The 21,155-nt window shown below is 62.4% G+C and carries 22 protein-coding genes; 16 read left to right on the top strand and 6 right to left on the bottom strand.

Going from position 1 to position 21,155, the window contains the following annotated elements:
• Positions 1-104: 104 nt before the first annotated feature.
• Genes ACWF6P_RS07735 through ACWF6P_RS07710 form a run of 6 tightly spaced genes read left to right on the top strand, consistent with a single transcriptional unit; the run spans position 105 to position 5,769 of the window.
• Positions 105-1,271 carry an acyl-CoA dehydrogenase family protein gene (locus tag ACWF6P_RS07735; protein ID WP_452620621.1) on the top strand — a complete coding sequence of 389 codons (1,167 nt, stop codon included), beginning with the start codon at positions 105-107 and terminating at the stop codon, positions 1,269-1,271.
• Complete coding sequence (locus ACWF6P_RS07730) at positions 1,268-2,215, top strand: bifunctional MaoC family dehydratase N-terminal/OB-fold nucleic acid binding domain-containing protein (protein WP_452620620.1); 948 nt, start codon at positions 1,268-1,270, stop codon at positions 2,213-2,215. Before ACWF6P_RS07735 ends, ACWF6P_RS07730 begins: the two co-directional genes overlap by 4 nt.
• The gene (locus tag ACWF6P_RS07725) at positions 2,215-3,330 is read left to right on the top strand and encodes an acyl-CoA dehydrogenase family protein (protein WP_452620619.1); all 1,116 of its coding nucleotides are present in this window, start codon (positions 2,215-2,217) and stop codon (positions 3,328-3,330) included. Before ACWF6P_RS07730 ends, ACWF6P_RS07725 begins: the two co-directional genes overlap by 1 nt.
• Positions 3,327-3,755, top strand: coding sequence for a MaoC family dehydratase (locus ACWF6P_RS07720; protein ID WP_452620618.1), 429 nt, complete (start codon positions 3,327-3,329; stop codon positions 3,753-3,755). The genes ACWF6P_RS07725 and ACWF6P_RS07720 overlap by 4 nt, the downstream gene beginning before the upstream one ends.
• Positions 3,755-4,933: a lipid-transfer protein gene (locus ACWF6P_RS07715; protein ID WP_003940050.1), complete on the top strand. Its 1,179-nt coding sequence runs from the start codon at positions 3,755-3,757 to the stop codon at positions 4,931-4,933. The genes ACWF6P_RS07720 and ACWF6P_RS07715 overlap by 1 nt, the downstream gene beginning before the upstream one ends.
• A 14-nt stretch (positions 4,934-4,947) precedes the next feature.
• Positions 4,948-5,769 (top strand): MaoC/PaaZ C-terminal domain-containing protein, encoded by an 822-nt coding sequence (locus ACWF6P_RS07710; RefSeq protein WP_452620617.1) that lies wholly within the window; start codon positions 4,948-4,950, stop codon positions 5,767-5,769.
• 110 nt (positions 5,770-5,879) lie between these two features.
• On the opposite strand, the gene ACWF6P_RS07705 is transcribed toward ACWF6P_RS07710, so the two are convergent.
• Positions 5,880-6,656 carry an SDR family oxidoreductase gene (locus ACWF6P_RS07705; RefSeq protein ID WP_452620616.1) on the bottom strand — a complete coding sequence of 259 codons (777 nt, stop codon included), beginning with the start codon at positions 6,654-6,656 and terminating at the stop codon, positions 5,880-5,882.
• Between the two features lie 200 nt (positions 6,657-6,856).
• Here ACWF6P_RS07705 and ACWF6P_RS07700 point away from each other — a divergent pair, with 200 nt between their 5' ends.
• Positions 6,857-7,618, top strand: a complete 762-nt coding sequence (locus tag ACWF6P_RS07700; protein WP_020909130.1) for an SDR family NAD(P)-dependent oxidoreductase — start codon at positions 6,857-6,859, stop codon at positions 7,616-7,618.
• 15 nt (positions 7,619-7,633) lie between these two features.
• Here the strand turns inward: ACWF6P_RS07700 and ACWF6P_RS07695 are convergent, their stop codons facing one another.
• Positions 7,634-8,410: an SDR family NAD(P)-dependent oxidoreductase gene (locus ACWF6P_RS07695; protein WP_452620615.1), complete on the bottom strand. Its 777-nt coding sequence runs from the start codon at positions 8,408-8,410 to the stop codon at positions 7,634-7,636.
• Positions 8,407-9,051: a hypothetical protein gene (locus ACWF6P_RS07690; RefSeq protein WP_378446765.1), complete on the bottom strand. Its 645-nt coding sequence runs from the start codon at positions 9,049-9,051 to the stop codon at positions 8,407-8,409. The genes ACWF6P_RS07695 and ACWF6P_RS07690 overlap by 4 nt, the downstream gene beginning before the upstream one ends.
• A gap of 188 nt (positions 9,052-9,239) precedes the next feature.
• Between ACWF6P_RS07690 and ACWF6P_RS07685 the strand changes: the two genes are divergently transcribed.
• The 5 genes from ACWF6P_RS07685 (at position 9,240) to ACWF6P_RS07665 (ending at position 14,222) form a co-directional block, all read left to right on the top strand.
• Positions 9,240-10,139 (top strand): LysR family transcriptional regulator, encoded by a 900-nt coding sequence (locus tag ACWF6P_RS07685; RefSeq protein WP_452620614.1) that lies wholly within the window; start codon positions 9,240-9,242, stop codon positions 10,137-10,139.
• Between the two features lie 115 nt (positions 10,140-10,254).
• On the top strand, positions 10,255-11,286 hold the full coding sequence (locus ACWF6P_RS07680; protein WP_452620613.1) for a hypothetical protein: 1,032 nt from the start codon (positions 10,255-10,257) through the stop codon (positions 11,284-11,286).
• Positions 11,287-11,291: 5 nt separating this feature from the next.
• Entirely contained in the window at positions 11,292-12,278 is a 987-nt protein-coding gene (locus ACWF6P_RS07675; RefSeq protein WP_452620781.1) for a hypothetical protein, read from the top strand.
• Between the two features lie 13 nt (positions 12,279-12,291).
• Positions 12,292-13,575, top strand: a complete 1,284-nt coding sequence (locus ACWF6P_RS07670; protein ID WP_452620612.1) for an adenylosuccinate synthetase — start codon at positions 12,292-12,294, stop codon at positions 13,573-13,575.
• The gene (locus tag ACWF6P_RS07665; protein WP_452620611.1) at positions 13,572-14,222 is read left to right on the top strand and encodes an NUDIX domain-containing protein; all 651 of its coding nucleotides are present in this window, start codon (positions 13,572-13,574) and stop codon (positions 14,220-14,222) included. The genes ACWF6P_RS07670 and ACWF6P_RS07665 overlap by 4 nt, the downstream gene beginning before the upstream one ends.
• Positions 14,223-14,228: 6 nt before the next feature.
• On the opposite strand, the gene hppD is transcribed toward ACWF6P_RS07665, so the two are convergent.
• Positions 14,229-15,434 carry a 4-hydroxyphenylpyruvate dioxygenase gene (hppD, locus tag ACWF6P_RS07660; protein WP_452620610.1) on the bottom strand — a complete coding sequence of 402 codons (1,206 nt, stop codon included), beginning with the start codon at positions 15,432-15,434 and terminating at the stop codon, positions 14,229-14,231.
• Between the two features lie 177 nt (positions 15,435-15,611).
• Between hppD and ACWF6P_RS07655 the strand changes: the two genes are divergently transcribed.
• A complete protein-coding gene (locus ACWF6P_RS07655; protein WP_452620609.1) occupies positions 15,612-16,142 on the top strand; it encodes an Lrp/AsnC family transcriptional regulator in 531 nt (176 codons plus the stop codon).
• Here ACWF6P_RS07655 and ACWF6P_RS07650 read toward each other — a convergent pair.
• Positions 16,130-17,674, bottom strand: a complete 1,545-nt coding sequence (locus ACWF6P_RS07650) for an MFS transporter (protein ID WP_452620608.1) — start codon at positions 17,672-17,674, stop codon at positions 16,130-16,132. The two genes, ACWF6P_RS07655 and ACWF6P_RS07650, sit on opposite strands and share 13 nt — an antisense overlap.
• 56 nt (positions 17,675-17,730) lie before the next feature.
• Here ACWF6P_RS07650 and ACWF6P_RS07645 point away from each other — a divergent pair, with 56 nt between their 5' ends.
• On the top strand, positions 17,731-18,381 hold the full coding sequence (locus ACWF6P_RS07645; protein WP_378446757.1) for a TetR/AcrR family transcriptional regulator: 651 nt from the start codon (positions 17,731-17,733) through the stop codon (positions 18,379-18,381).
• A gap of 3 nt (positions 18,382-18,384) precedes the next feature.
• On the opposite strand, the gene ACWF6P_RS07640 is transcribed toward ACWF6P_RS07645, so the two are convergent.
• Positions 18,385-19,389, bottom strand: coding sequence for an adenylate/guanylate cyclase domain-containing protein (locus ACWF6P_RS07640; RefSeq protein ID WP_452620780.1), 1,005 nt, complete (start codon positions 19,387-19,389; stop codon positions 18,385-18,387).
• 302 nt (positions 19,390-19,691) lie between these two features.
• Here ACWF6P_RS07640 and ACWF6P_RS07635 point away from each other — a divergent pair, with 302 nt between their 5' ends.
• Positions 19,692-20,414, top strand: coding sequence for a DUF6319 family protein (locus ACWF6P_RS07635; RefSeq protein ID WP_452620607.1), 723 nt, complete (start codon positions 19,692-19,694; stop codon positions 20,412-20,414).
• A gap of 74 nt (positions 20,415-20,488) precedes the next feature.
• Positions 20,489-21,145 carry a S1 family peptidase gene (locus tag ACWF6P_RS07630; RefSeq protein ID WP_452620606.1) on the top strand — a complete coding sequence of 219 codons (657 nt, stop codon included), beginning with the start codon at positions 20,489-20,491 and terminating at the stop codon, positions 21,143-21,145.
• The last annotated feature ends 10 nt before the right edge of the window (positions 21,146-21,155 follow it).

Raw genomic sequence — 21,155 nt, 5'->3', positions numbered from 1 at the left:
GTTTCGGCTTCCCGCTCAACGAGACATTCACAGCGCCCACCAGGGCATCTGGTTAGCGTCCAGGCCAAGAGTTGCCAGCCATGAATGCCATAGGAGAAACAGCGATGGATCTGAGGGAATCGCCCGAGCAGCAGGAGCTCCGCAAGGAGTTGCGCGCGTACTTCGCGGCGCTGCTGCCGGAAGAGAAGCGTCGCGCGGCCGGCGAGCAAGGTGTGGGCGGCGAGTACTTCCGCGAGATCGTGAAGTTGCTGGGCAAGGACGGCTGGCTCGGGATCGGCTGGCCGAAGGAATTCGGTGGACAGGGACGCTCCATCGAGGAGCAGTTCGTGTTCTTCGACGAGGTTCAGCGTGCAGGACTGCCGTTCCCCTTCGTGACCGTCAATACTGTCGGACCGACGTTGATGAAGTACGGCACCGAAGAGCAGAAGGAACGATTCCTGCCCGGCATCCTTGCCGGTGACATCGTCTTCGCCATCGGGTACACCGAGCCCGAGGCCGGCACCGACCTCGCGTCACTCAAAACTCGTGCGGTTCTCGACGGTGACGAGTGGATCGTCGATGGCAACAAGATCTTCACCAGTGGCGCCAATACTGCCGACTACGTCTGGCTGGCCTGCCGCACTGACTCGGATGCCCCCAAGCACAAGGGCATCTCGATCCTGATCGTTCCCACCGCGGACGCAGGCTTCGAGTGGTCACCGATCAACACTGTCGGCGGCTTGATGGTGACGTCCACGTACTACTCCGGAATTCGCGTCCCGTCGAAGGACGTTGTCGGTGAGGTCAACGGAGGCTGGCAGCTCATCACCGCGCAGCTCAACCACGAGCGAATCGGCCTGGCGGCCATCGGTGGCCGTACCTACGGTCTGTGGAACCTGGTCCTGGACTGGGCCAAGGAGAACGGCGCCATCAACATCCCCTGGGTTCAGCAGGATTTCGCTCGTACGCACGCCAAGCTCGAGGCGATGCGACTGCTGAACTGGAAGATGACGGCAGCCGTCGCGCAGGACACGCTCTCCGGAGCGGACGCGGGAGCCACCAAGACGTATGGCACCGAGACTCACGTCGACGTCTATCGCACCCTGCTCGGAATTCTCGGCTCCGCCGGACGCATCCGCCCCGAGTCGCCGGGCGCTTTGCTGGCCGGTCAGATCGAGCAGATCTCGCGTCAGGGCGTCGTGAACACCTTCGGCGGCGGCGTCAACGAGGTTCTGCGTGACATGGTCGGCACCATCGGGCTCGGCCTCGTTCGCGAAAAGAGGGTCAAGTGAGCGACATTTCGGCGCAACTCGACGCTTTTGTCGGCCAGACCCTGGTTCCCACCACCTGGGGGCCCGACGAGGTCAATCTCCCCATGATCCGGCATTGGGCCGAGACCATGGGTGATACCAATCCCGTCTACCTCGACGACGAAGCCGCCCGCGCCACCGGCCGTGACGGCGTCGTCGCTCCCGCTCAGATGCTCCAGGTCTGGATCATGCGGACGTTCACCGACAAGATGGCGGGCAACGACCCCTCGCAGGTCTGGACCGATCTGATCGCCACCCTCGACGCAGCCGGTTACACCTCCGTCGTGGCCACCGATTCCGATCAGGAGTTCTTCGCCGAACTGCGCCCCGGCGATCGCGTGAACTACACCGAGGTCATCGAGTCGATTTCGCCGGAGAAGAAGACCGGCCTCGGCGTCGGGCACTTCGTCACGACGCTCAAGACCTACCGCAACGGTGACGACCGGGTTGTGGGCACCCAGCGGTGGCGGACGCTGCGGTTCAAGCCTCAGGAATCTGCTGCGCCCGAAGCTCCTCGTGCACTGCGTCCGCGTCCGGCTCTCAACGCGGACAACGCTTTCTGGTTCGAAGCAGCGAAGGAGCACCGTCTGGTGATTCAGCGCTGCACGTCCTGCAAGACGTTGCGTCATCCCACCGGTCCGATGTGCGGGGAGTGCCAGTCACTCGAGTGGGACACGATCGACGCGTCGGGCCGCGGCACGGTGTACAGCTTCGTGGTCAATCACCACCCCAAGATCGACGCGTTCGACTACCCACTGATCGTTGCGGTCGTCGAACTCGAAGAGGGAACCCGATTGATCGCCAACATGGTGGGCATCGCGCCCGAAGATGTCGTGGTCGACATGCCCGTGGAACTTGACTGGATCGACGCCGACCCGGATCTGACGCTTCCCGCGTTCCGGCCGGCCGTACGCGAGGAGCACTGATGGACTTCAATTTCAGCGAAGAGCAGGAAGCAATTCGCGCACTGGCCGACGAGGTCTTCACCAGCAAGGCGACGATCGAGCGCACCAAGGAGATCGAACTCTCCGCTGAGCGCGTCGACCGTGAACTGTGGCGCGAACTCGCGAGCACCGGGTTGCTCGGCATCGCCCTGCCGGAGGAGTTCGGCGGCGGTGGCCTCGGATTGTCGGAGCTGTACGCATTACTCGAACAGCAGGGACGTCACGTTGCGGCCGTGCCGATTTGGGAAACGACCCTTGCGGCACTGGCTGTCGATGAATTCGGCTCTGATTCCCTACGCGCCGAACTCCTTCCGGGAGTTGCCGACGGCAGTCGATTCCTGACCATCGGTCTCGAAGAGTTCGGTCCGTACACGGGCGGCGACCCAATGACCACGGCTGAGCAGGATGCCGAAGGCAATTGGACCGTGACGGGTGAGAAGGCAGTAGTGCCGATGACTCACATCGCGAACCTCGCCCTCGTCTCGGCAACCACCTCCACCGGTACGGCATTGCTGCTGGTGGACCTGAGTGCCGAGGGAGTGACGCTCGAACAGACACAGTCCACCAACTGGGAGATCTGTGCCAACGTCACCTTCGCCGGTGCACCGGCGAAGCTCATCGGCGCGGCCGACGGAACCACCGTTCCATGGCTGATCGACCGAGTCGAACTGGCATTGGCCGCAATTCAATGGGGCGTCGGATCGGGCGCTGTTGCACAGGCCGTCACATATCTGAACGGTCGCAAGCAGTTCGGTCGACCCCTCGCAACGTTCCAGGCGGTCAACCACCAGCTCGCCGATTGCTACATCGATCTCGAGGCAATGCGAGTGACACTGTGGCAGGCAGCATGGCGCATTTCCGAGGGACTGGATCTCGGCACCTCGGTACTGGTCGCCAAGTGGTGGGCTACCGACGGCGGACAGCGCGTCGTGCATCGCACCACGCACGTCCACGGCGGCATGGGCGTCGACACCGACTACCCGGTTCACCGTCACCTGCTGTGGGGTAAGCAGATTGCTGCCACCCTCGGTGGTTCAAGCTCCGACCTCGCGCGTCTGGGTGCGCAGCTCGCATCCGGTGTGGAGGTGCTCGCATGACCGTTCTCGCCGGTCGCAGCTACGCGGACATCATGGTCGGAGAGGCATTGCCCGAGTTGGCGATCCCGTTGACCCGCACGTTGATCGTCGCCACCGCAATTGCCACCCGCGATTTCCAGGACGTGCACCACGACCCGAGCCTGGCTCAGGAACGTGGCTCCAAGGATGTCTTCATGAACATCCTCACGAGCAACGGTCTCGTCGGCCGGTACGTCACGGACTGGGCCGGATCGGCATCGACTTTGCGCCGCATCGCAATCCGTCTCGGGGCGCCCAACTACCCGGGCGACACCATGACGATGACCGGTGAGGTCGTGTCCAAGGAAGACGGAGTGGTCGTGGTCAAGGTGCAGGGTGCAAACAGCCTCGGCAACCATGCATCCGGCACCGTCGCAGTCGCTTTCAAGGAAGAGGAGAGGCCCTGATGGCGATCAGCCCACTCTCGGGAGCCGCCGCCATCGTCGGCATCGGATCCACCGAGTTCTCCAAGAACTCCGGCCGCACTGAACTGCAGTTGGCGTGTGAGGCCATCGTGGCCGCGCTCGCTGACGCCGGTATCGATCCGTCCGAGGTAGACGGACTGTCCACCTATACGTCGGAGACCAACGGCGAAGCCATCGTGGCTCGCAACTGTGGCCTCGGTGAGCTGAAGTTCTTCTCGCGCATTCACTACGGTGGCGGCGCTGCGTGTGCCACGGTGCAACAGGCCGCTATGGCAGTTGCGACGGGTGTTGCCGACGTCGTGGTCTGCTACCGCGCCTTCAACGAGCGCTCCGGTGTGCGCTACGGCCTGGGCCAACACGATCGACCGATGGACAGCACGGCTGACCGCGCCGCGTATGCGTGGATGACTCCTCAGGGCCTGTCGACTCCCGCTCAGTGGGTCGCCATGTTCGCCCGCCGTTACATGCACCAGTACGGTGCGACGAGTGAGGACTTCGGACGAGTTGCAGTGGTGGCGCGCAAGCACGCCGCCAACAACCCGGCTGCTTGGTTCTACGAGCGTCCGATCACACTCGAGGACCATCAGAACTCGCGCTGGATCGCCGAGCCGCTGCACCTCCTCGACTGCTGCCAGGAAACCGACGGTGGCCAGGCGCTGGTCATCGTCTCTGCCGAGCGCGCAAAGGATCTGGCTAACAAGCCCGTCGTCATCAAGGGTGCCGCTCAAGGCAGTAGCAAGGATCAGCACATGATGACCAGCTACTACCGGCCCGACATCTCCGGTATCCCGGAGATGGGCCTGGTTGCTCGTCAGCTGTACGGCCAGAGCGGCCTGACACCGGACGACATCAACGCCGCGATCCTGTACGACCACTTCACTCCGTTGGTGCTTCCCCAGCTCGAAGAACTGGGCTTCTGCAAGCCAGGCGAAGCAAAGGACTTCATCCGCGAAGGCAACCTCGAGATCGGTGGACGCCTGCCGTCCAACACTCACGGTGGTCAGGTCGGCGAGGCGTACCTGCACGGTGTCAACGGAATTGCCGAAGGTGTGCGACTGGTGCGAGGCACGTCGACCAACCAGCCCGAGGGCGTCGAAAACGTATTGGTCACAGCCGGAACAGCAGTACCCACCAGCGGTCTCGTTCTCGGCGCTGTTTGAGAGAGGAAAAGACAGTGACAACTTCGGAAGCTGCGAAGACCGCCGGCGATTGGCGTGGAGCCGATCTCGGGACCCGCACCGTGTCGTACACCGAGCGCGACGCGATCCTGTACGCACTTGCCGTGGGCGCCAAGGCGACCGAGCTGGACCTCGTCTTCGAGGATCAGCTTCGGGTACTGCCGACCTTTGCTCTGACGCTGGCGCAGTGGGCTCCCGACGCGCTGGGGTCAGCGGGAGCCTTCGACACCAAGACGGCGCTCCACGGCTCGCAAGAGCTGAAAGTGCTTGCCCCGCTGCCGCGTAGCGGTGACGTGACCTTGAAGGCTTCGGTCGGCGAGGTGTGGGACAAGGGTGCGGCTGCGGTGTTCGAGGTCAGGGTGGAGTGCGAATACTTCGTCGCGACCTGGTCACTTTTTGCTCCCGGTGCCGGTGGATTCGGCGGAGAACGTGGACCCTCACGTCCGGCGGAGCCGACGGGCGAGCCTTCGCTCACCGGTGTGCTGACCACCGCGGAGAATCAGACAGCGATGTACCGCCTGCTGGGCGACAAACACCACATCCACATCGATCCCGAGGCTGCGGCGCGGATCAACCAGCCGCGTCCGATCATGCACGGACTGTGCACGTTGGCCGCCTGCACGCTCGAGCTCGCTCGGGTCGCCGGAGTACATCCCGCAGACCTCGTCAGCCTCGAAGGCCGATTCGCTGCGGCAATCCATCCGGGTGAGGCGCCGTCCATCGTTGCGTGGGGAACTCCCGACGACCTGGCGTTCCAGATCAACAAGGGTGATCAGGTGGCGATTTCCGGTGCACGAGTGAGCTTCTCCACTCACTAGTCCCTCCATACTCAACTGCGGGGTGCTTGACCTCTCGTCGCACCCCGCAGTTGTTCGCACGAAGAAGCAGCCCCTGAGCGAATTCGCTCAGGGGCTGCTTTGTGAGTGATTCAGTCCTGATGGGTCGCCATGTAGCGAGCCGGGTATTCGCCGCCGCCGTGGACGGCGATGTCGGCGCCGTTCACGTACGAGGAGAGTGGGCTCGCCAGGAACAGGCAGGAGTTGGCGATATCGGTCGGCACGGCCATACGCTCCATCGGAATGGTCCTGGTGACAGCAGCGCCGCCGTCGGCACCGTAGACCTCGGCGGCTGCCTCCGTGCGGATCAGGCCCGTGGTGATGTGGTTGATCCGGACCTTGGGCGCCCATTCGAGGGCCAACGCCTTGGTCAGAACGAGGAGGCCGGCCTTGGCTGCGCTGTACGCCGCGGTTCCGGGCTGAGGATCGATTGCCGAGACGCTGCCGATGTTGATGATGGCACCGCCGTCGTCCTGCGTCTGCATCACTGCGTTGGCAGCCTGGGCAACATTGAAGGGCGCCAACAAGTTCAGTGCCACGATCTTCTCGACGAAGCGGGGCGACACCGTCGCAGCATCGGCGTCGGGAGAGCCACCGGCGTTGTTGACGAGGACGTCCAGACGGCCGAAGCGCTCGACGGCGTCCTGGACGAGGGCTGCGGCGTCGGCGGGGTCACGGACGTCCGTGGCGCGAAAGGCTGCGCTACGACCGTCGGCCGTGGGCAGAGTTTCGGGTTCGTTGCGGCCACAGACCAGCACGTTCGCACCCGCGGCGAGGAAGGTTTCGGCGATGACGAAGCCGATGCCTTTGGTGCCGCCGGTGACGATCACCGAGCGTCCTCTGAAATCGACGGGGTTGGGCAGTGTCACGGTGGAGCCTTCCTGGTGCGGTGCCGAGCTGAATTGCCGCCCAATGTGATTGACGCGACGCGGTCGCACACCTTAGGGTCAAGCAAGTGCTTGGTTGTTTTGTAGGTCGAGTGTAGACGACAAACACCGGCAGTCACCAGAATCGACCGGTCGCTCTCGCAAAAAGGGCTCCGCACGTCGAAGGACATTGGAGTAGTCACATGGGCAAGCTCGAAGGCAAAGTCGCACTCATCACGGGTGCGGGTCAGGGAATCGGGCAGGGGATTGCCCTGGCCTTGGCCAAAGAGGGCGCCGTGATCGCCGTTGCCGGCCGTACCGAATCCAAGTTGCACACCACCTGCGGACTACTGGCTGACATCGGTGCGCGCGGAGAGGCCGTGGTTTGTGACGTCAGCAAGAAGGACGACATCACCGCGGCCGTGGACCGTACCGTCGAACTGTTCGGCGGAATCGACATCCTGGTCAACAACGCCAACGACTGCAAGCCCGGCCCGCTCTTGAGCGTGCTCGACGAAGACTTCGAGCGTTCCTTCGCGACGGGCCCACTCGCCACCCTGCGCATGATGCAGGCGTCGTACCCGCACATGAACAGTCGAGGGGGCGGCGTCATCATCAACATGGTCACCTCGGCGGCCGTGCGGTGGGACGCCAGCAACTACGGCGCCTACGGGTCCATCAAAGAAGGGATGCGCTCGTTGACCCGCGCCGCAGCCTGCGAATGGGGCAAGGACAACATTCGAGTTCTCAACGTCGCCCCGCACGCCAAGACCCCCGCGTTGCAGTGGTGGATGGACAAGAATCCGGAAGAAGCGGCGGCTTTTGTCGCGGGTATCCCGCTGGGTCGCGTCGGAGATCCCGAGACCGACATCGGTCGTGCCGTCGTCTTCCTCGTCAGCGAAGACGCCGGGTACCTTACGGGTGCAACGATCCCGCTCGACGGCGGTCAGTCGCGCTGGGGCTGACCGCCATCGACTCGGTCAGGTCATCACGGCGCCGCCGTCGACGGCAATCGTCTGCCCGGTGACATTGCGAGCCCTGTCGCTCAGCAAGAACGCGACCATTTCGGCGATGTCTCCGGGCGTCTGGGCTCGACCCATCGGAACCATCTGGGCCACAAAAGAATCGAAGACGTCAGCATCGGAAACGTCTGCCAGCGCAGGATCGCGTCGGCGCAGTTCCTTGATGGTTCGCAGCCACATGTCGGTGAGGATCAGTCCGGGCATGACCGTGTTCGAACGGAGTCCTCGAGTCGCGCCGATCCTGGCGACGCTGTGACTCATCTCGATCACGGCGGCCTTCGACGGTCCGTAGTGCGCGAGCATGTCACCGCCCAAGCGGGCACCGATCGACGCGATGTTGACGATCGCTGCCGGCCCCTCAGTTCTGCTGACGAATTCGCGGCACATCAGGAAGCTGCCCTTGGTGTTCACAGCAAACGTGTTGTCCCACTGATCCTCGGTGATCTCGAGGAACGGAGTGAAGACGCCGATTCCGGCGCCGTTGACGAGTGCCGTCGGACTTCCGATCGACGTCGCCACGTCGAACGCGTTCTTGACGTCGCCTTCACGTCGAACGTCGCATCGTGCCGTGTGGACCGCTACGCCAAGGCTTTCCAGGCGTGCTGCGGTGTCGGCGAGTGCAGCTTCTTTGATGTCGAGGAGAAGCAGGGTGCCGAAGTCCTCGGCAAGGCGCTCGGCAATAGCGGCGCCCAACCCGGCAGCTGCGCCGGTGACAAGCGCTACCGGCGCGCTCACGGCAGGTGCGTTTCGAGCAGTGGGGCAAGCAGTTCGGCCGCGCGCGCTGCCGTGATGACCTCGCTCGGGTCGACCTTGGTCACGACTTTCGAGGCAGAATCTTCGTAGACATGCTCACCGATGAGTCGCCCCTGCTCGTCGTACGGCCAGACGAATGCCAAGGTCCGACGCACGAGATACCAACCGTCGGGGTCAATATCCGAGGACTGTTCGGGGTCGGGGGCGGTGGGTGTGGATCCACCCGATTCGTGCACCGCGCCGAACACCCCGTCTCCCAGAATCGATCCTGGGACGAATTGACTGAAGAGGGTCTCGCCCGAGAATCCGCTGTCGGAGACCGCGAAGTCGGACTGTCCGGTCCACATGACAAGGGTGTCCGTCTCGGCGAGTGACTGGTAGAAGTTGGTGACGGCGTCCATACCGTCCAGAACAATCGACTGCCCGTCTTCGAACAACCGGTAGACGGGTTCTTCGACGGTCATGTCGGGCGAGAGGATTTCCTTGTAACGACCGGAGACCTCGAGCAACGCGTGCCGTCGGTAGTTTCGGAGGATCTTCTGGTGCCGCGGATTGTCGATGGTTTCCAATTGCTTTTCGACGCCATCCATCATGTGGACGAATTCATGCTCGTACTTGCTCATCACATCTCCTGGTTTCGCAGATTCGGCGGGCTGTCCGGATCTGTGCCAACTGTGACCTGGCGAGGCATTCGCTGTACATGTAGAACTTCATTTGACAATTGCCGGTTTGCTTAACTCTGCTGTTCAGATACCGTGATGGTCATCACTTTGTCGGTTAACCGCCGTCGAAAACAACCGAATGGACGGTAATGAAGAAGACGAGAAGAGGCGAAGATCTGAATCTGCGCTTGGTGTCCTCATTGCTCGTCGTCGTGACGGAAGGACACTTCGGGCGAGCAGCAGATCGGCTGTTCGTCACCGCGCCCGCCCTCAGTCAGCAGATTCGCCGACTCGAGGAACAGGTGGGTGTCGAGTTGGTTGATCGCAGTTCGCACCCGGTGGTGCTCACCGCCGCGGGCGAGGTGTTTGTCGCGGATGCGCGACCCGCTCTCGATTTCGCCATTCGCGCGATGAACGGACTCGATGCGCTCGAGCGTCGGCGGGCCCGGAGATTGAGGATCGGATTCATCAATGGGGCTGCTGGAAGTTTGGGGCGTGCGGTGATCGATTCGTTGCACGCGGAGGTGGAACTGGTCCAATTGGATTGGTCTCAACAGGTTTCGGCGGTAGCGAGCGCGACCGTCGACGCGGCATTCGTGCGTCCACCGCTACCGGTGCTCGACGGTGTGGTGCTCGAACGGATCGGCGTCGAACCGCGGGTTGTAGCCCTGCCTCGGGGGCACAGGCTGGCGGGCCGTACGAGCATCGAGATTTCTGAAATAGATGGGATAGTGCAGGTTTCAAGTGACGGCGCACCACCCGAATGGGTGAAATGGTGGTCGGTGGACCCACGCCCCAGTGGTGTGCCCGTCCGGTACGGCCCCTCTGTCCGCACGATGGACGAAGCGCTCGAGGTTGTCGCCAACGGTCGAGCGGTGGTGATAACGGCAGCAACGATCGCCGAGTACTACACCCGCTCGGATATCAGTTTCGTGCGAATCTCCGACATCGAGCAATGTTCGATCGATCTGTGCACGCGCGATGGAGACGGTAGTCCGGCGGTGATCGAGCTACGTAGGGCTGTTGCGGCCCTCGGTGCCGGCAGATGATTGTCGTTGCCGTGTTCTCCATGTAATGCGCATCTGCCCGCTCCATGTAATGCGCATCTGCCCGGATGAAATGCGCGCTCTTGCCGACATGGTTTTAGTCAGTTAGACTAAAACCATGTCCACGACGAGCAATGCACTTGAAACAGTCGAGACGGCAAAGGTTTCGACTGATGTGTTCGGAGGAGTCTCCAATGATCTCGACTCCCGCCGTGCTGCACAGCGTCGTTTTCATCGGCTCGCCTCCGCCATTCATCCGGACCGGGTGAAGCCCGAAGATCGGGTGCGGTACTCGGCCGCGGCGTCCCGATTGAACGAGCTTTACCGGAGTTGGACGGCGGAGTCCGAGCCGGCGGATTCTCGGCCCGCTTATATCGGAGAGCGGGGAGAGTATGCGTTGGGTGGACTGGTAGCGCGCGGGTCGGTCGCCAACCTGTACCGGTCCGATGCCGGCGTCGTACTCAAGATTCCGCGAAACCCTCGGGCGAACTCCATGATCGAGGCGGAGCGAAATGCGCTGACGGACATCGAGAATTCGTCCGATGCCGGTTGGGTAGTGCCGTACTTCCCGCGGTTGATCGATCGAATCACCCATGTGGACAGCGGCACGAGGCGTCAGATCGACGTGCTCGACGATCTGACTGAAGGTTTTGTGAGTCTCGCCGACGTTCGTGCCGCATATCCAGGTGGCCTCGATCCACGGGACTGGGCCTGGATGCACCGACGGCTACTTCGGGCTCTAGCGGCAGCGCACGCTATCGGTTGGGTGCACACCGCGATCACTGCGGACAACGTGCTGATCGAGCCTGATCGGCACGGGGTGGTGCTGGTGGGCTGGTCGTTTGCCACCCGTGCGGGCAGTCGCCCGGTCGCGACGATCGGTTCCGATCGTGATTCCTACCCAACGGAACTCGGCGAAGCAGCTTCGTCGGCGTGGGACATCTACATGGCTCATCGCTTGATGCTCCGAATGCTGGGCGAGCAGACCCACGAACGGATGAAGGCGTTTGCAAGCGGCTGCATGCAGGACAACCCCAGACTGCGTCCCGACGCGATCGATCTACTGGGTGAGTTCGACGAACTCCTCGATCTTCTCTATGGCCAGCGGACATTTCGTCCGTTCGCCGTTCCCTCCACGAAAGGACAGTGATCACCATGGGCTACGGATACTGGGATGACAACACGTACGTGGCGGGCAAGACTTTTCGTGCCGCGCGTGGTGTCGACGACTTCGGCTACACCGATTCGCTCCGGGCGCGTCCGCGGAGCAGTTGGAAAGCGGACCCGACGCTCGACCCCTTCGGTGTCGACAAGCGTGAGTGCCGAGATTCGGACGGGCACCCCGATTCGCTGCCGATAGCAGTGCTTTTCGATGTCACCGGTTCGATGGGTGCGGTTCCTCGCATCATGCAGGACAAGCTCGGGAAGCTGCACGGACTGCTGCAACGCAAAGGATATGCCGACGATCCGCAGATTCTGTTCGGCGGTATCGGCGACGCAGATTCCGACCGGGTGCCACTGCAAGTCGGGCAGTTCGAGTCAGGAAACGCGATGGACGAACAGCTCCGAACCATTTTCCTCGAAGGTAACGGGGGTGGTCAGAAGTCGGAAAGCTATGAATTGGCAGCATATTTCATGGCGCGCCACACGAGCACCGATGCCTGGGAGAAGCGTGGACGGAAAGGCTACCTCTTCATCATCGGCGACGAGTTGAACAAGCCCCGGCTCTCGGCTCGCCACATCCGTTCGGTGATCGGTGACAAGGTTCGTCAGGACGTATCGGTACCGTCGATCTACCGTGAACTCGAAGAGCGGTGGAATGTCTATTACGTTCTGCCCGATCAGTCCTCGTACTTCAACGATCCGGAAATCGCGGATCACTGGAGGGGGCTACTCGGTGAGCGGTTCGTCAAACTCGACGACCCCGCCGCAGTGTGCGAATTGATCGCGCTGACGGTCGGAATCGGCGAAGATCGCATCGATTTGCGCGACGGACTGGCGGATCTCCGCGACATCGGTTCCACGGCCGAAGCGAAGACCGTCGGAAAGGCCCTGGCTCTGATTCCACGACGTACCGCTGCGACGGTGGCCGGGTTGCCCCGTGATCTCGGAACCGGCACGGACGACGTCGATTTCGTTTAGAAGGAGAAAGTCTGTGAGTGCTTTCGAAGGTCGTGACATCGTCGTCGTGGATCTCGGTTTCGGCGACGCGGGCAAGGGAGCAACGGTCGACTGGCTTTGCTCCGAGCAAGCCGATCTCGGTGTGGCCGCCGTGGTTCGGTTCAACGGCGGAGCGCAGGCAGCGCACAACGTGACGGTTGGCGAGCGGCACCACACGTTTTCGCAGTTCGGCTCGGGTACTTTGTCCGGTGTCCCGACGTATCTCTCGAGATTCGTGTTGGTCGAGCCCATCGCGCTCGCCCGGGAGGCGCGCGCTCTGGAGTCGATCGGAGTTCGAAGCCCTTTCGACCTGATACGTATCGACGCGCGCGCATTGTTGACAACGCCGATTCACGTCGCAGCCAACAGAGCCCGCGAGGATGCTCGCGGCGGCCACCGGCACGGCTCGTGTGGCAAGGGGATCGGTGAGACTGCGGCGTATGCGCTGGGCCACAGTGCGCCGACAGTTGGGGACTGCTTGCGGCCGGATTCCTTGCGTTTCAAGTTGTCGGCGTTGGCGGCCCACTACGGACCACTGGTCGCGGAGAGCCGCCACGGGTTTCCACCGATCGACGACATGGTCGACATGTACGCGGAATTCGGAGCTGTCGTGGACATTGCCGGCCCGGGCGCACTGGGCGGGTTGAGTGCCCGTGGTCGTCTGGTATTCGAGGGAGCGCAAGGTGTCCTTCTCGACGAGTGGCGGGGGTTTCACCCACACACCACGTGGTCGACGGTCGAGCCGTCCAATGCGCGAGCGATGATCGACGAGTTGGGCCGGGACAGTTACGTACTCGGTGTCACCCGCACATACATGACACGACACGGAGCTGGACCGTTCCCGACCGAGGATCCGGATCTGGCGAAGGTGTTGCCAGAGATGCACAACGGGGCCGGCGAGTATCAAGGTGGATTGCGGATGGGTCACCTCGACGAGTTGTTGTTGCGCTACGCAATCGAGGTGAGCGGCGGTGTCGACGGATTGGCGCTGACTCATCTCGATGCGATGGATCGTGCGCGGGCTGCCGGCACCCCGATCCACGGAGTGCAGGCGTACGAAGGACTGTCATCCGTTCCCGTCGGAGAGTGGAAGGATCTCGATCACCAACAGGCGCTGACAGATTCCTTGAAAGCCGTGGGGGTTGTGCCGAAGGAACTTCCGGCCGACCCGGACGATTTCGCCCGGTATCTGAGCGAGGAAATGGGGGCGCCGGTGGTTCTGACCGCGGACGGTGCCGACCGGGCCGATCGCCAGGTGCGATGCCCAGTGCCTGCATGATGGACGGTGTGGACCAGTCACTTGTCTCGATCGATGTCATCGCGCTCCGGTTCGGCAAACCGGAGCCCGGGATGTTGCGATTTGCCGTCACACCGCGGCAAGCGGAGCCGTACACCGGGCAGTTAGCGCTGCCCGGTGTACTGCTGGGCGCCGGTGAGCGGTTGCAGGACGCCGCCAGACGGGCGGTGACCACCAAGCTCGGAATTCCGGATGGGAAGATCGTCGCCAGCGGGCAATTGACCGTGTTCGACGAGCCCAATCGCGACCCACGCGGGCCGACGCTCTCGGTGACCATGTGGGCAGTGATCTCGTCTGACGAGGTGCCGAATTCAGCCGAGTGGGTGAGCTGGGACAACCCGGGTGACCTTGCGTTCGACCACAATCGGATAGTCGCCGATACTCGCCCGATCCTTGCGGACACCCTGTTGTGGCGAGATCAGGCTTTCACGCGTGCACTGCTGGGACCGTCGTTCCCGGCGTCGTATGCGCTGGCCGTGGCGGAGGAACTTTCCGGTGAACGTCCGGACCCGGGCAACTTGAACCGGACGCTCAAGGCGTTGCCAGGGCTGGAACGTACGGACGAACGTGTGCGGGTCAGTGCCACCGGGCGACCCGCGGTGGTCTGGGCGTGGACCGAGAACAGCTGACCTACCTCAGAAGTTGCCCCGCGCAGCCTGCTCACGCTCGATTGCTTCGAACAGGGCTTTGAAGTTTCCGAGTCCGAATCCCAGCGATCCATGGCGTTCGATGATCTCGAAGAACACGGTGGGCCGATCACCGATCGGCTTGGTGAAGATTTGTAGAAGATAGCCGTCTTCGTCGCGGTCGACGAGGATGCCTCGCTTCTGCAATTCTTCGATCGGGACTCGAACCTCGCCGATGCGCGCACGCAGCTCGGGATCCTCGTAATACGAAGCAGGAGTGGAGAGAAACTCGATTCCCTCGTCGACCAGAGCGTCCACCGCTGCGAGGATGTCGTTGGTCGCAAGTGCAAGATGCTGAGCGCCTGGGCCTTGGTAGAACTCCAGGTATTCGTCGATCTGTGACCGCTTCTTCGCGATGGCGGGTTCGTTGAGTGGGAACTTGACTCGGTGATTTCCGCTCGAGACGACCTTGCTCATCAGTGCCGAGTAGTCGGTCGCGATGTCGCCACCCACGAACTCGGCCATGTTGGTGAATCCCATGACCCGGTTGTAGAAGTCGACCCACTGGTCCATCTTGCCCAGTTCGACGTTTCCGACGACGTGGTCGAGGGCCTGGAAGATGCGCTTCGGTGCGCCGTCACGCTTGCGGTACGACGACGTCCGTTCGACGTAGCCGGGGAGGTAAGGGCCGGTGTAGCGGGAACGGTCGACGAGGGTGTGCCGAGTCTCGCCGTACGTAGCGAGGGTGGCCAGGCGAACGGTGCCGTGCTCGTCGGTGACGTCGTGCGGTTCGCTCAGCACCGTCGCACCTTGGGTGATGGCGTGCGCGATGCACTTGTCCACGTCGGGGACGCTGAGCGCGATGTCGCGGATGCCGTCGCCGTGACGGCTGTGATGCGCGATCAACTCGCTTGCCGGATCCACAGCACCTTTGACGACAAAGCGCACGGCACCGCTCTTGAGTACAAACGCGTGATGGTCGCGGTTTCCGGTGGACGGACCCGAATACGCCACCAATTCCATGCCGAATGCGGACTGGAAGAAATGTGAAGTCTGCGTGGCATTTCCGACGATCCATTCGAGGCCGTCCCAACCACTCACCGGGAAGGGATCGTGATCGCTGTCGTACTCGACCAATCCGACCAACTGGCGTAATTGCTCCAGATCCAGGCCTGCTAACTGTTCGTCGTCGGTGAGAGTCTGTTCGACGGTCATGATGAGTCCCCTCTGAGTGCGAAGTCCACAGTGCGGTGCTCGAGTTATGTTCGGCACTGCCAGTACAAACAGATAAGTCCTTCAAAGGTTGGGTAGTCAACGGAGGTAGTTGAAAGTAGACATAGCGCCGGAATCCGAAGATTGTGGCACTGTTTTATAGGCAATGTGCATAGTTGAATGACGAGTGGGGCAAACGTGAATCTCGACGCAGTGGATCTGGCTCTGTTGGACGCGATGAACAAGCACCCGCGTGCCGGTGCTTTGGAGCTCTCGCGTCAGGTCAAGGTTGCCCGGGCGACGGTGCAGGCGAGACTGAAAAGGATGGAAGATGCAGGAGTCATCGCCGGGTATGCTCCGCACATCAACTTGGCTGCAGCGGGTTTCGGAGTGCAGGCATTCGTGACTTTGCAGATCGCACAGGGGGCGCTCGACACCGTCACCGCCGAACTCGAAGCCATACCCGGTGTTCTCGAAGCCTTTGCCACCACCGGCTCCGGCGACGTGCTGTGCCGGATTGCCGCTGCTTCACACGAGGATTTGCAGGCGACTCTGCTCGAACTGAACCGGTCGGGGGTAGCCACTCGCTCGACCAGCGTCATGGTTCTCTCGGTTGTGGTGCCGCTTCGGTCGATGCCCCTACTTCAGACTTTGCAGTCTAAGCATACGACCAAGGCTCCGGCGTATCGACACGACGATCAGTCTCGCTGACGGCCCGGAGCCCAGAATCCGAGGACGATCGCGGATACCCACATGATCGCGGCGAGTGTGAGAGCTCCTTGGTCCATACCTTTGATGAAGGCTTCACGGGCGAATTCGGCCAACTGTGCGCCCTGCGGTCCGGCTGCTTCGGCGACGTGAAGTGCGGCAGCGAGGGAGCCGGAGACCGGCTCCTTGGCGGGTTCTGGCAGCAAGTCGACCGCTGGCTGAACATGATTGCCGTACCCGGCGGCGAGGATGCTTCCAGCGAGTGCAACGCCGATGGCAGAGCCGATTTCACGGGTCGCATCGTTGACTGCTGATGCAACGCCCTGTTTGGAGTCTGGTGCATTGGAGACGATGGCAGCAGTTGCGGGGGTTGTCGACAAACCCAATCCAATGGCGGCCACTACCAAGGGGACACAGACTTCGGCATAGGTCGAACTGGCGTCCAAGCGCGTCAAGAGTGCAATTCCGGTTCCGAGGAAGGCGACTCCGGTTGCGGTGAGGGCGCGTAGACCGATACGCGGAATCAGCAGGGGCGCAACCACGGACAGGGCCATCACCGGCACAGCGATCGGCATGAGGGCTAGCGCAGATTGCAGAGGAGAGTAGTCGAGCACCAGTTGCAGATACTGCACGATCAGAAAGAACAGGCCGAAGGTCGCCAGGAACTGCAGTGTCAGTGACGCTGCGCCACTGCCGAATGCGCGATTGGCAAACAGCCGGACATCCAGAAGTGGATGGCGAGTGCGTAATTCGACCCAGCTGAAGACTACCGTCATGGCAATTCCGCCGACCAGTAGAGCAAGGACCACCGGATCGAGCCAACCACGGGCGGGTGCCTCGATCATCCCCAGGACAAACAGTCCGATCGAGCCGGCGATCAGTGCGGTGCCTGGAAGATCGAGTGGAGTTGCTTCCGAGTCCTTCGACGTCACGATCGTGAACGACACCACGAGGATCAGGACGGAGACGACGGCCAGGCTGACGAATATCGAATGCCACGACCATTTTTCGAGGAGCAGGCCGGAGACGACCAGTCCGGCGATTGCACCGGAACCAGCCACCCCGGACCAGACTCCGACGGCGCGGGCACGCTGGGCCGGCGGAAAGCCTGCGGTGAGCAGAGACAATGTCGCGGGCATGACAAATGCGGCGCCGACACCGGAGATCACTCGGGAGACGATGATCCACGACGGTTCGTCGGCGAAGACCGGAATCGACGAGCCGGCAGCAAAAACGAGTAGTCCGAACATGAGAAGTTCGCGTCGACCGTAACGATCGCCGAGTGCGCCCGCCGGTAACAGGAGACAAGCCAGTGTGAGCGTGTACCCGTCTACGATCCACGTGAGCTGGCTTTGTGTTGCACCGGTATCGCGGGCCAAGTCGGGAAGGGCTGTGTTGAGCGCGGCCATCGCTGCGACGACCAGTGCGACAGCGCAGCACGCGACCGTCAGCATCCAGATCTGTCGGATGGTCCACGAGGACTGTTCGAGCGTCGTATCGCTACTCACGAAACCTCCCGATAGAAACAAGACCATCAGTATCGTTACAAGAACAGCAGTTCCACAACCCCCAAGTGGGTATAACTGAAGTTGTGACGGCGGGAATCGACAAGCAGGAAATCGACAAGCAGGTCAGCGACGAGGACCCGCGTAAACAACGCTCCCGGTCCCGGTTGCTCGACGCGGCGACCAAGCTGCTCGCAGAGGGCGGCGTGGACGCGGTGACGATCGATGCCGTCACCAAGTTGGCCAACGTCGCACGTGCGACGTTGTATCGCCATTTCGACAGTGGAACCGAGTTGCTCGCCGCGGCATTTGCACGCCTGTTACCTCCAGTGCCGGAGATGACCGGTGAAGGCGACCTCCGCGCGCAGTTGCTCGAGTTGTTGACCAGTCAGGCCAAGGCCATCGAAAGCGCACCGATCCAGGTGACGGCAATGTGCTGGCTCGGCTTGGGGCCGGAACTGAAGGGCTACTCGAGCGTCGACGCGCTGTCCACGGACAAGCCCGAATTGCGATCACTGCGCCAGACGGTCTTCGAGCAGTATCGGCATGCGTTCGATCGGATCTTGCGCTCGCCGGAGGCAATCGACGCGTTGGGGGAGTACGACTACGACGTCGCGCTCGCACAGTTGGTCGGCCCGTTGGTGCTCACCAAGCTGGCCACGCTGACGCCTCTCGGGGAGGCCGCGTGCGAGCAGATCGTGGACGATTTTCTGGTTGCACGCGGGGTGTCGAGCTGACGCTCACGGCTCCAGATTGCGTCGTAGAACGTACTGTTCGAGCCTGTCGATTCCGCGCACTCGCCGCGGACGAAGGTGCCGCAGTTTGAAATTGGCGTCCGAGCCGAGCTGGTTGGCCAACTCGGAATCGATCAGCACGGTGCCGGGACGAGCGGAACTGGTCAGGCGCGCGGCCTTGTTGACCACCGAACCGTACAGATCTCCGAAGCGAACCAACGTCGGACCCATGGCCAGACCGACCCGAAGCTGCGGATCGTCGTGATCGGCGAGGACGGCTTGCTGGATCTGCAAAGCGATCTCGGCGGCGTGGTGGGGACTTTCGGCGGCAAACATGACTTCGTCACCGACGGTCTTGACCACCCAGCCGTAGTTGCGCCCGATGATTTCGGTGGACGCCGACTCGAACCGCTCGAGCAGATCGTTGAGTTCGGCGGAGTCGAGGCCGCGGGTCAGCGAGGTGTACCCCACGATGTCGGCGAAACCCACGACCAGAACACGACTCGCGACTTCTTCGCCCGGGTTTCCGACGTTGCGGCCCGTCGAGGACGCGACGTGGCGCTTCCAGACGTACGTCTGCAGAGATTCGACCGTGGGGATGATCTCAGCGCCGAGGCTCAGAACGATTTTCCGGATCGCTTCGGGCTCGTGATCCGCCGAGTCGGCGAGCTGGTCGATGATGTGGGTGCTGATCAGCGAGACCTGCCACTCAGCCAACCTCGACATCGACTGCCCGAGTGAGCGGGCGGCAGCCACCTCACTGCTCTGCGAGATGACTCCTCGATTCACCATGTCGATGATCGTCTTGAGGGCGTTGGCGTCCTGCTGGGTGAACATGACTGCGTCGGGATCCTCGTCGACTGCAAAGCCCATCGCGACCCACAAACGATCGGCACGCTCGCGTGTCACACCGGCGAATTCCGCGATCTGCGACTGAGTGAAGCAACGGGGCCCGCCGAGGAGAGACTCCTCGATGTCGGCTTGAATTCGGCTGAGCAGATGAGCATCCACGTCGACCGGATCAGCAGCGTGAGGTTCGGCAGCGTGAGATTCAGCAGGGGCGGGTTCGGTGACCTCGTCGATCCACTCTGACTCCGAACTGCTCACCGTGCTCCTTCTTGCCGCAACGAATTACTGTCCACCATCTTCCACGCGGTGCCCCGAGAACAGTACTGAATCGGCCGAACCGCCTCCGAATCCTCGGGCTCAGGCGGGCGGTGAGAGCGAACACGTCGGTGGCTTGTGCAAGAGTTGCCCCGAGAAAAGCACTATCGATACTGAAATTCACCACATTCTTCTGAAAGGACTTGCGCATGCCACCCCGTAGACGTTCCGGCGCTGCCGCATCAACGCCGGATCACCTCACTGCGGAAAATCTGGCAGCGCTCGCCACGGCTGTCGCCGAAGGTAAGCGCGCCACCGTCTATCTGCGCGAGGCAACCCCCAGCTTGGGGATCGAAGCCGGTACCTCGGCGAAAGTCGTGTCGGTGGAGGGCAATACCGTGCTCATCCGTCCCAAAGGTGTCAACGACGAATTGCCTTTCGAGGCAGAAGAATTGCGCATCAATCGTGTGTCCGCGTCACCGGCCAAACCGGCCCCGCGGCCCAAACCAGTTGTGGAGTCCGAACCCCTTATGGAGCCACTCGTAGAACCCGTTCGGCCCAAGCCGCGGGCGCAGGCTGCACCCGCCCCGGTGTCGGCGACTCCGCCGGTGGCTCCTGCCGCGACACCTCGCCCCGCCGTCAAGCGTGCGAAGAAACTGCCGGCCGGCATCAGCGTCACCATCCATGCGGGCGCGGACAACGACTGGAGCGTGACGGTCACACAGGGCGCGAAGCGTCCGGGCAAAGCGGTTCCGGTCGCACCGGATGCGGTCGAGCGAGCTGTCCGCGAGTTGGGCGAGCCCACCGCCATCGAAGCCGTCGAGTCCATCATCGTCGCTGCGCGAGACATGGCTGCAGCGCGAGTCGACGAGTTGAGTCGTCAGCTCGAGGAGGCGCGCAAGATGCTCGAGGCGCTCGGAGCTACCGACTAGAACCGGTGCGTAAGTCCGCACTTTCCGGGGTATGCGTTTTTTGCAGCGGGGAGATTACCGGCGGAGAGATTGTGATGTTGCAGCGAATTGTTTCGGCTCTGGCAGCGTTGGTCTTGGCACTCGGACTCGGCTTCATCGTCAGCAGTAACGCGGTTGCTGCACCCACGCCCATGGGCGGTGGCTCGGGCATCATCATCGACAACCAGCTGGTGTGTACGTTGACCACCATCGGTCATGACAACGGCGGCAGACTTGTCGGTATTACCGCTGGTCACTGCGGTGGACCCGGGTCTTTCGTGATCCCGGAAAGCAACGAGGACGCGGGCGTGGTCGGCACGTTCGTCGAGTCGAACCCGGAGTTGGACTACGGGGTCATCCAGTTCGATCCGGCGAAAGTCACACCAGTGCGAACGGTGGGCGCCGCCACCATCACGTCGATCGGCGCTCCGGCCAGCTTCCCGGCCACAGCCTGCAAGGAAGGCCGAACGACAGGCACCACCTGCGGCGTCGTCTGGGGAGACCTGAGCGCCGACGCATCCACCTGGACTCAGATCTGCGTCGACCACGGTGATTCGGGAGCACCGGTCACGGTCGGCACGACACTGGTCGCGATGGTGAACGCCTATCTCTGGGTGCCGTGCCTGGGGCCGGAACTCGGCACCAACATGACCTCCATCGTGGACACGATCAATGCCCACGGAGGAGTTGGCGCCGGGTACCGGCCCATCTAGCAGCGAGCTG

The sequence above is a fragment of the Rhodococcus sp. NPDC055024 genome (genome assembly GCF_053608585.1).
The sequence above is the reverse complement of the archived record's forward strand: the minus strand, read 5'-3'. Positions and strand labels throughout refer to the sequence as shown.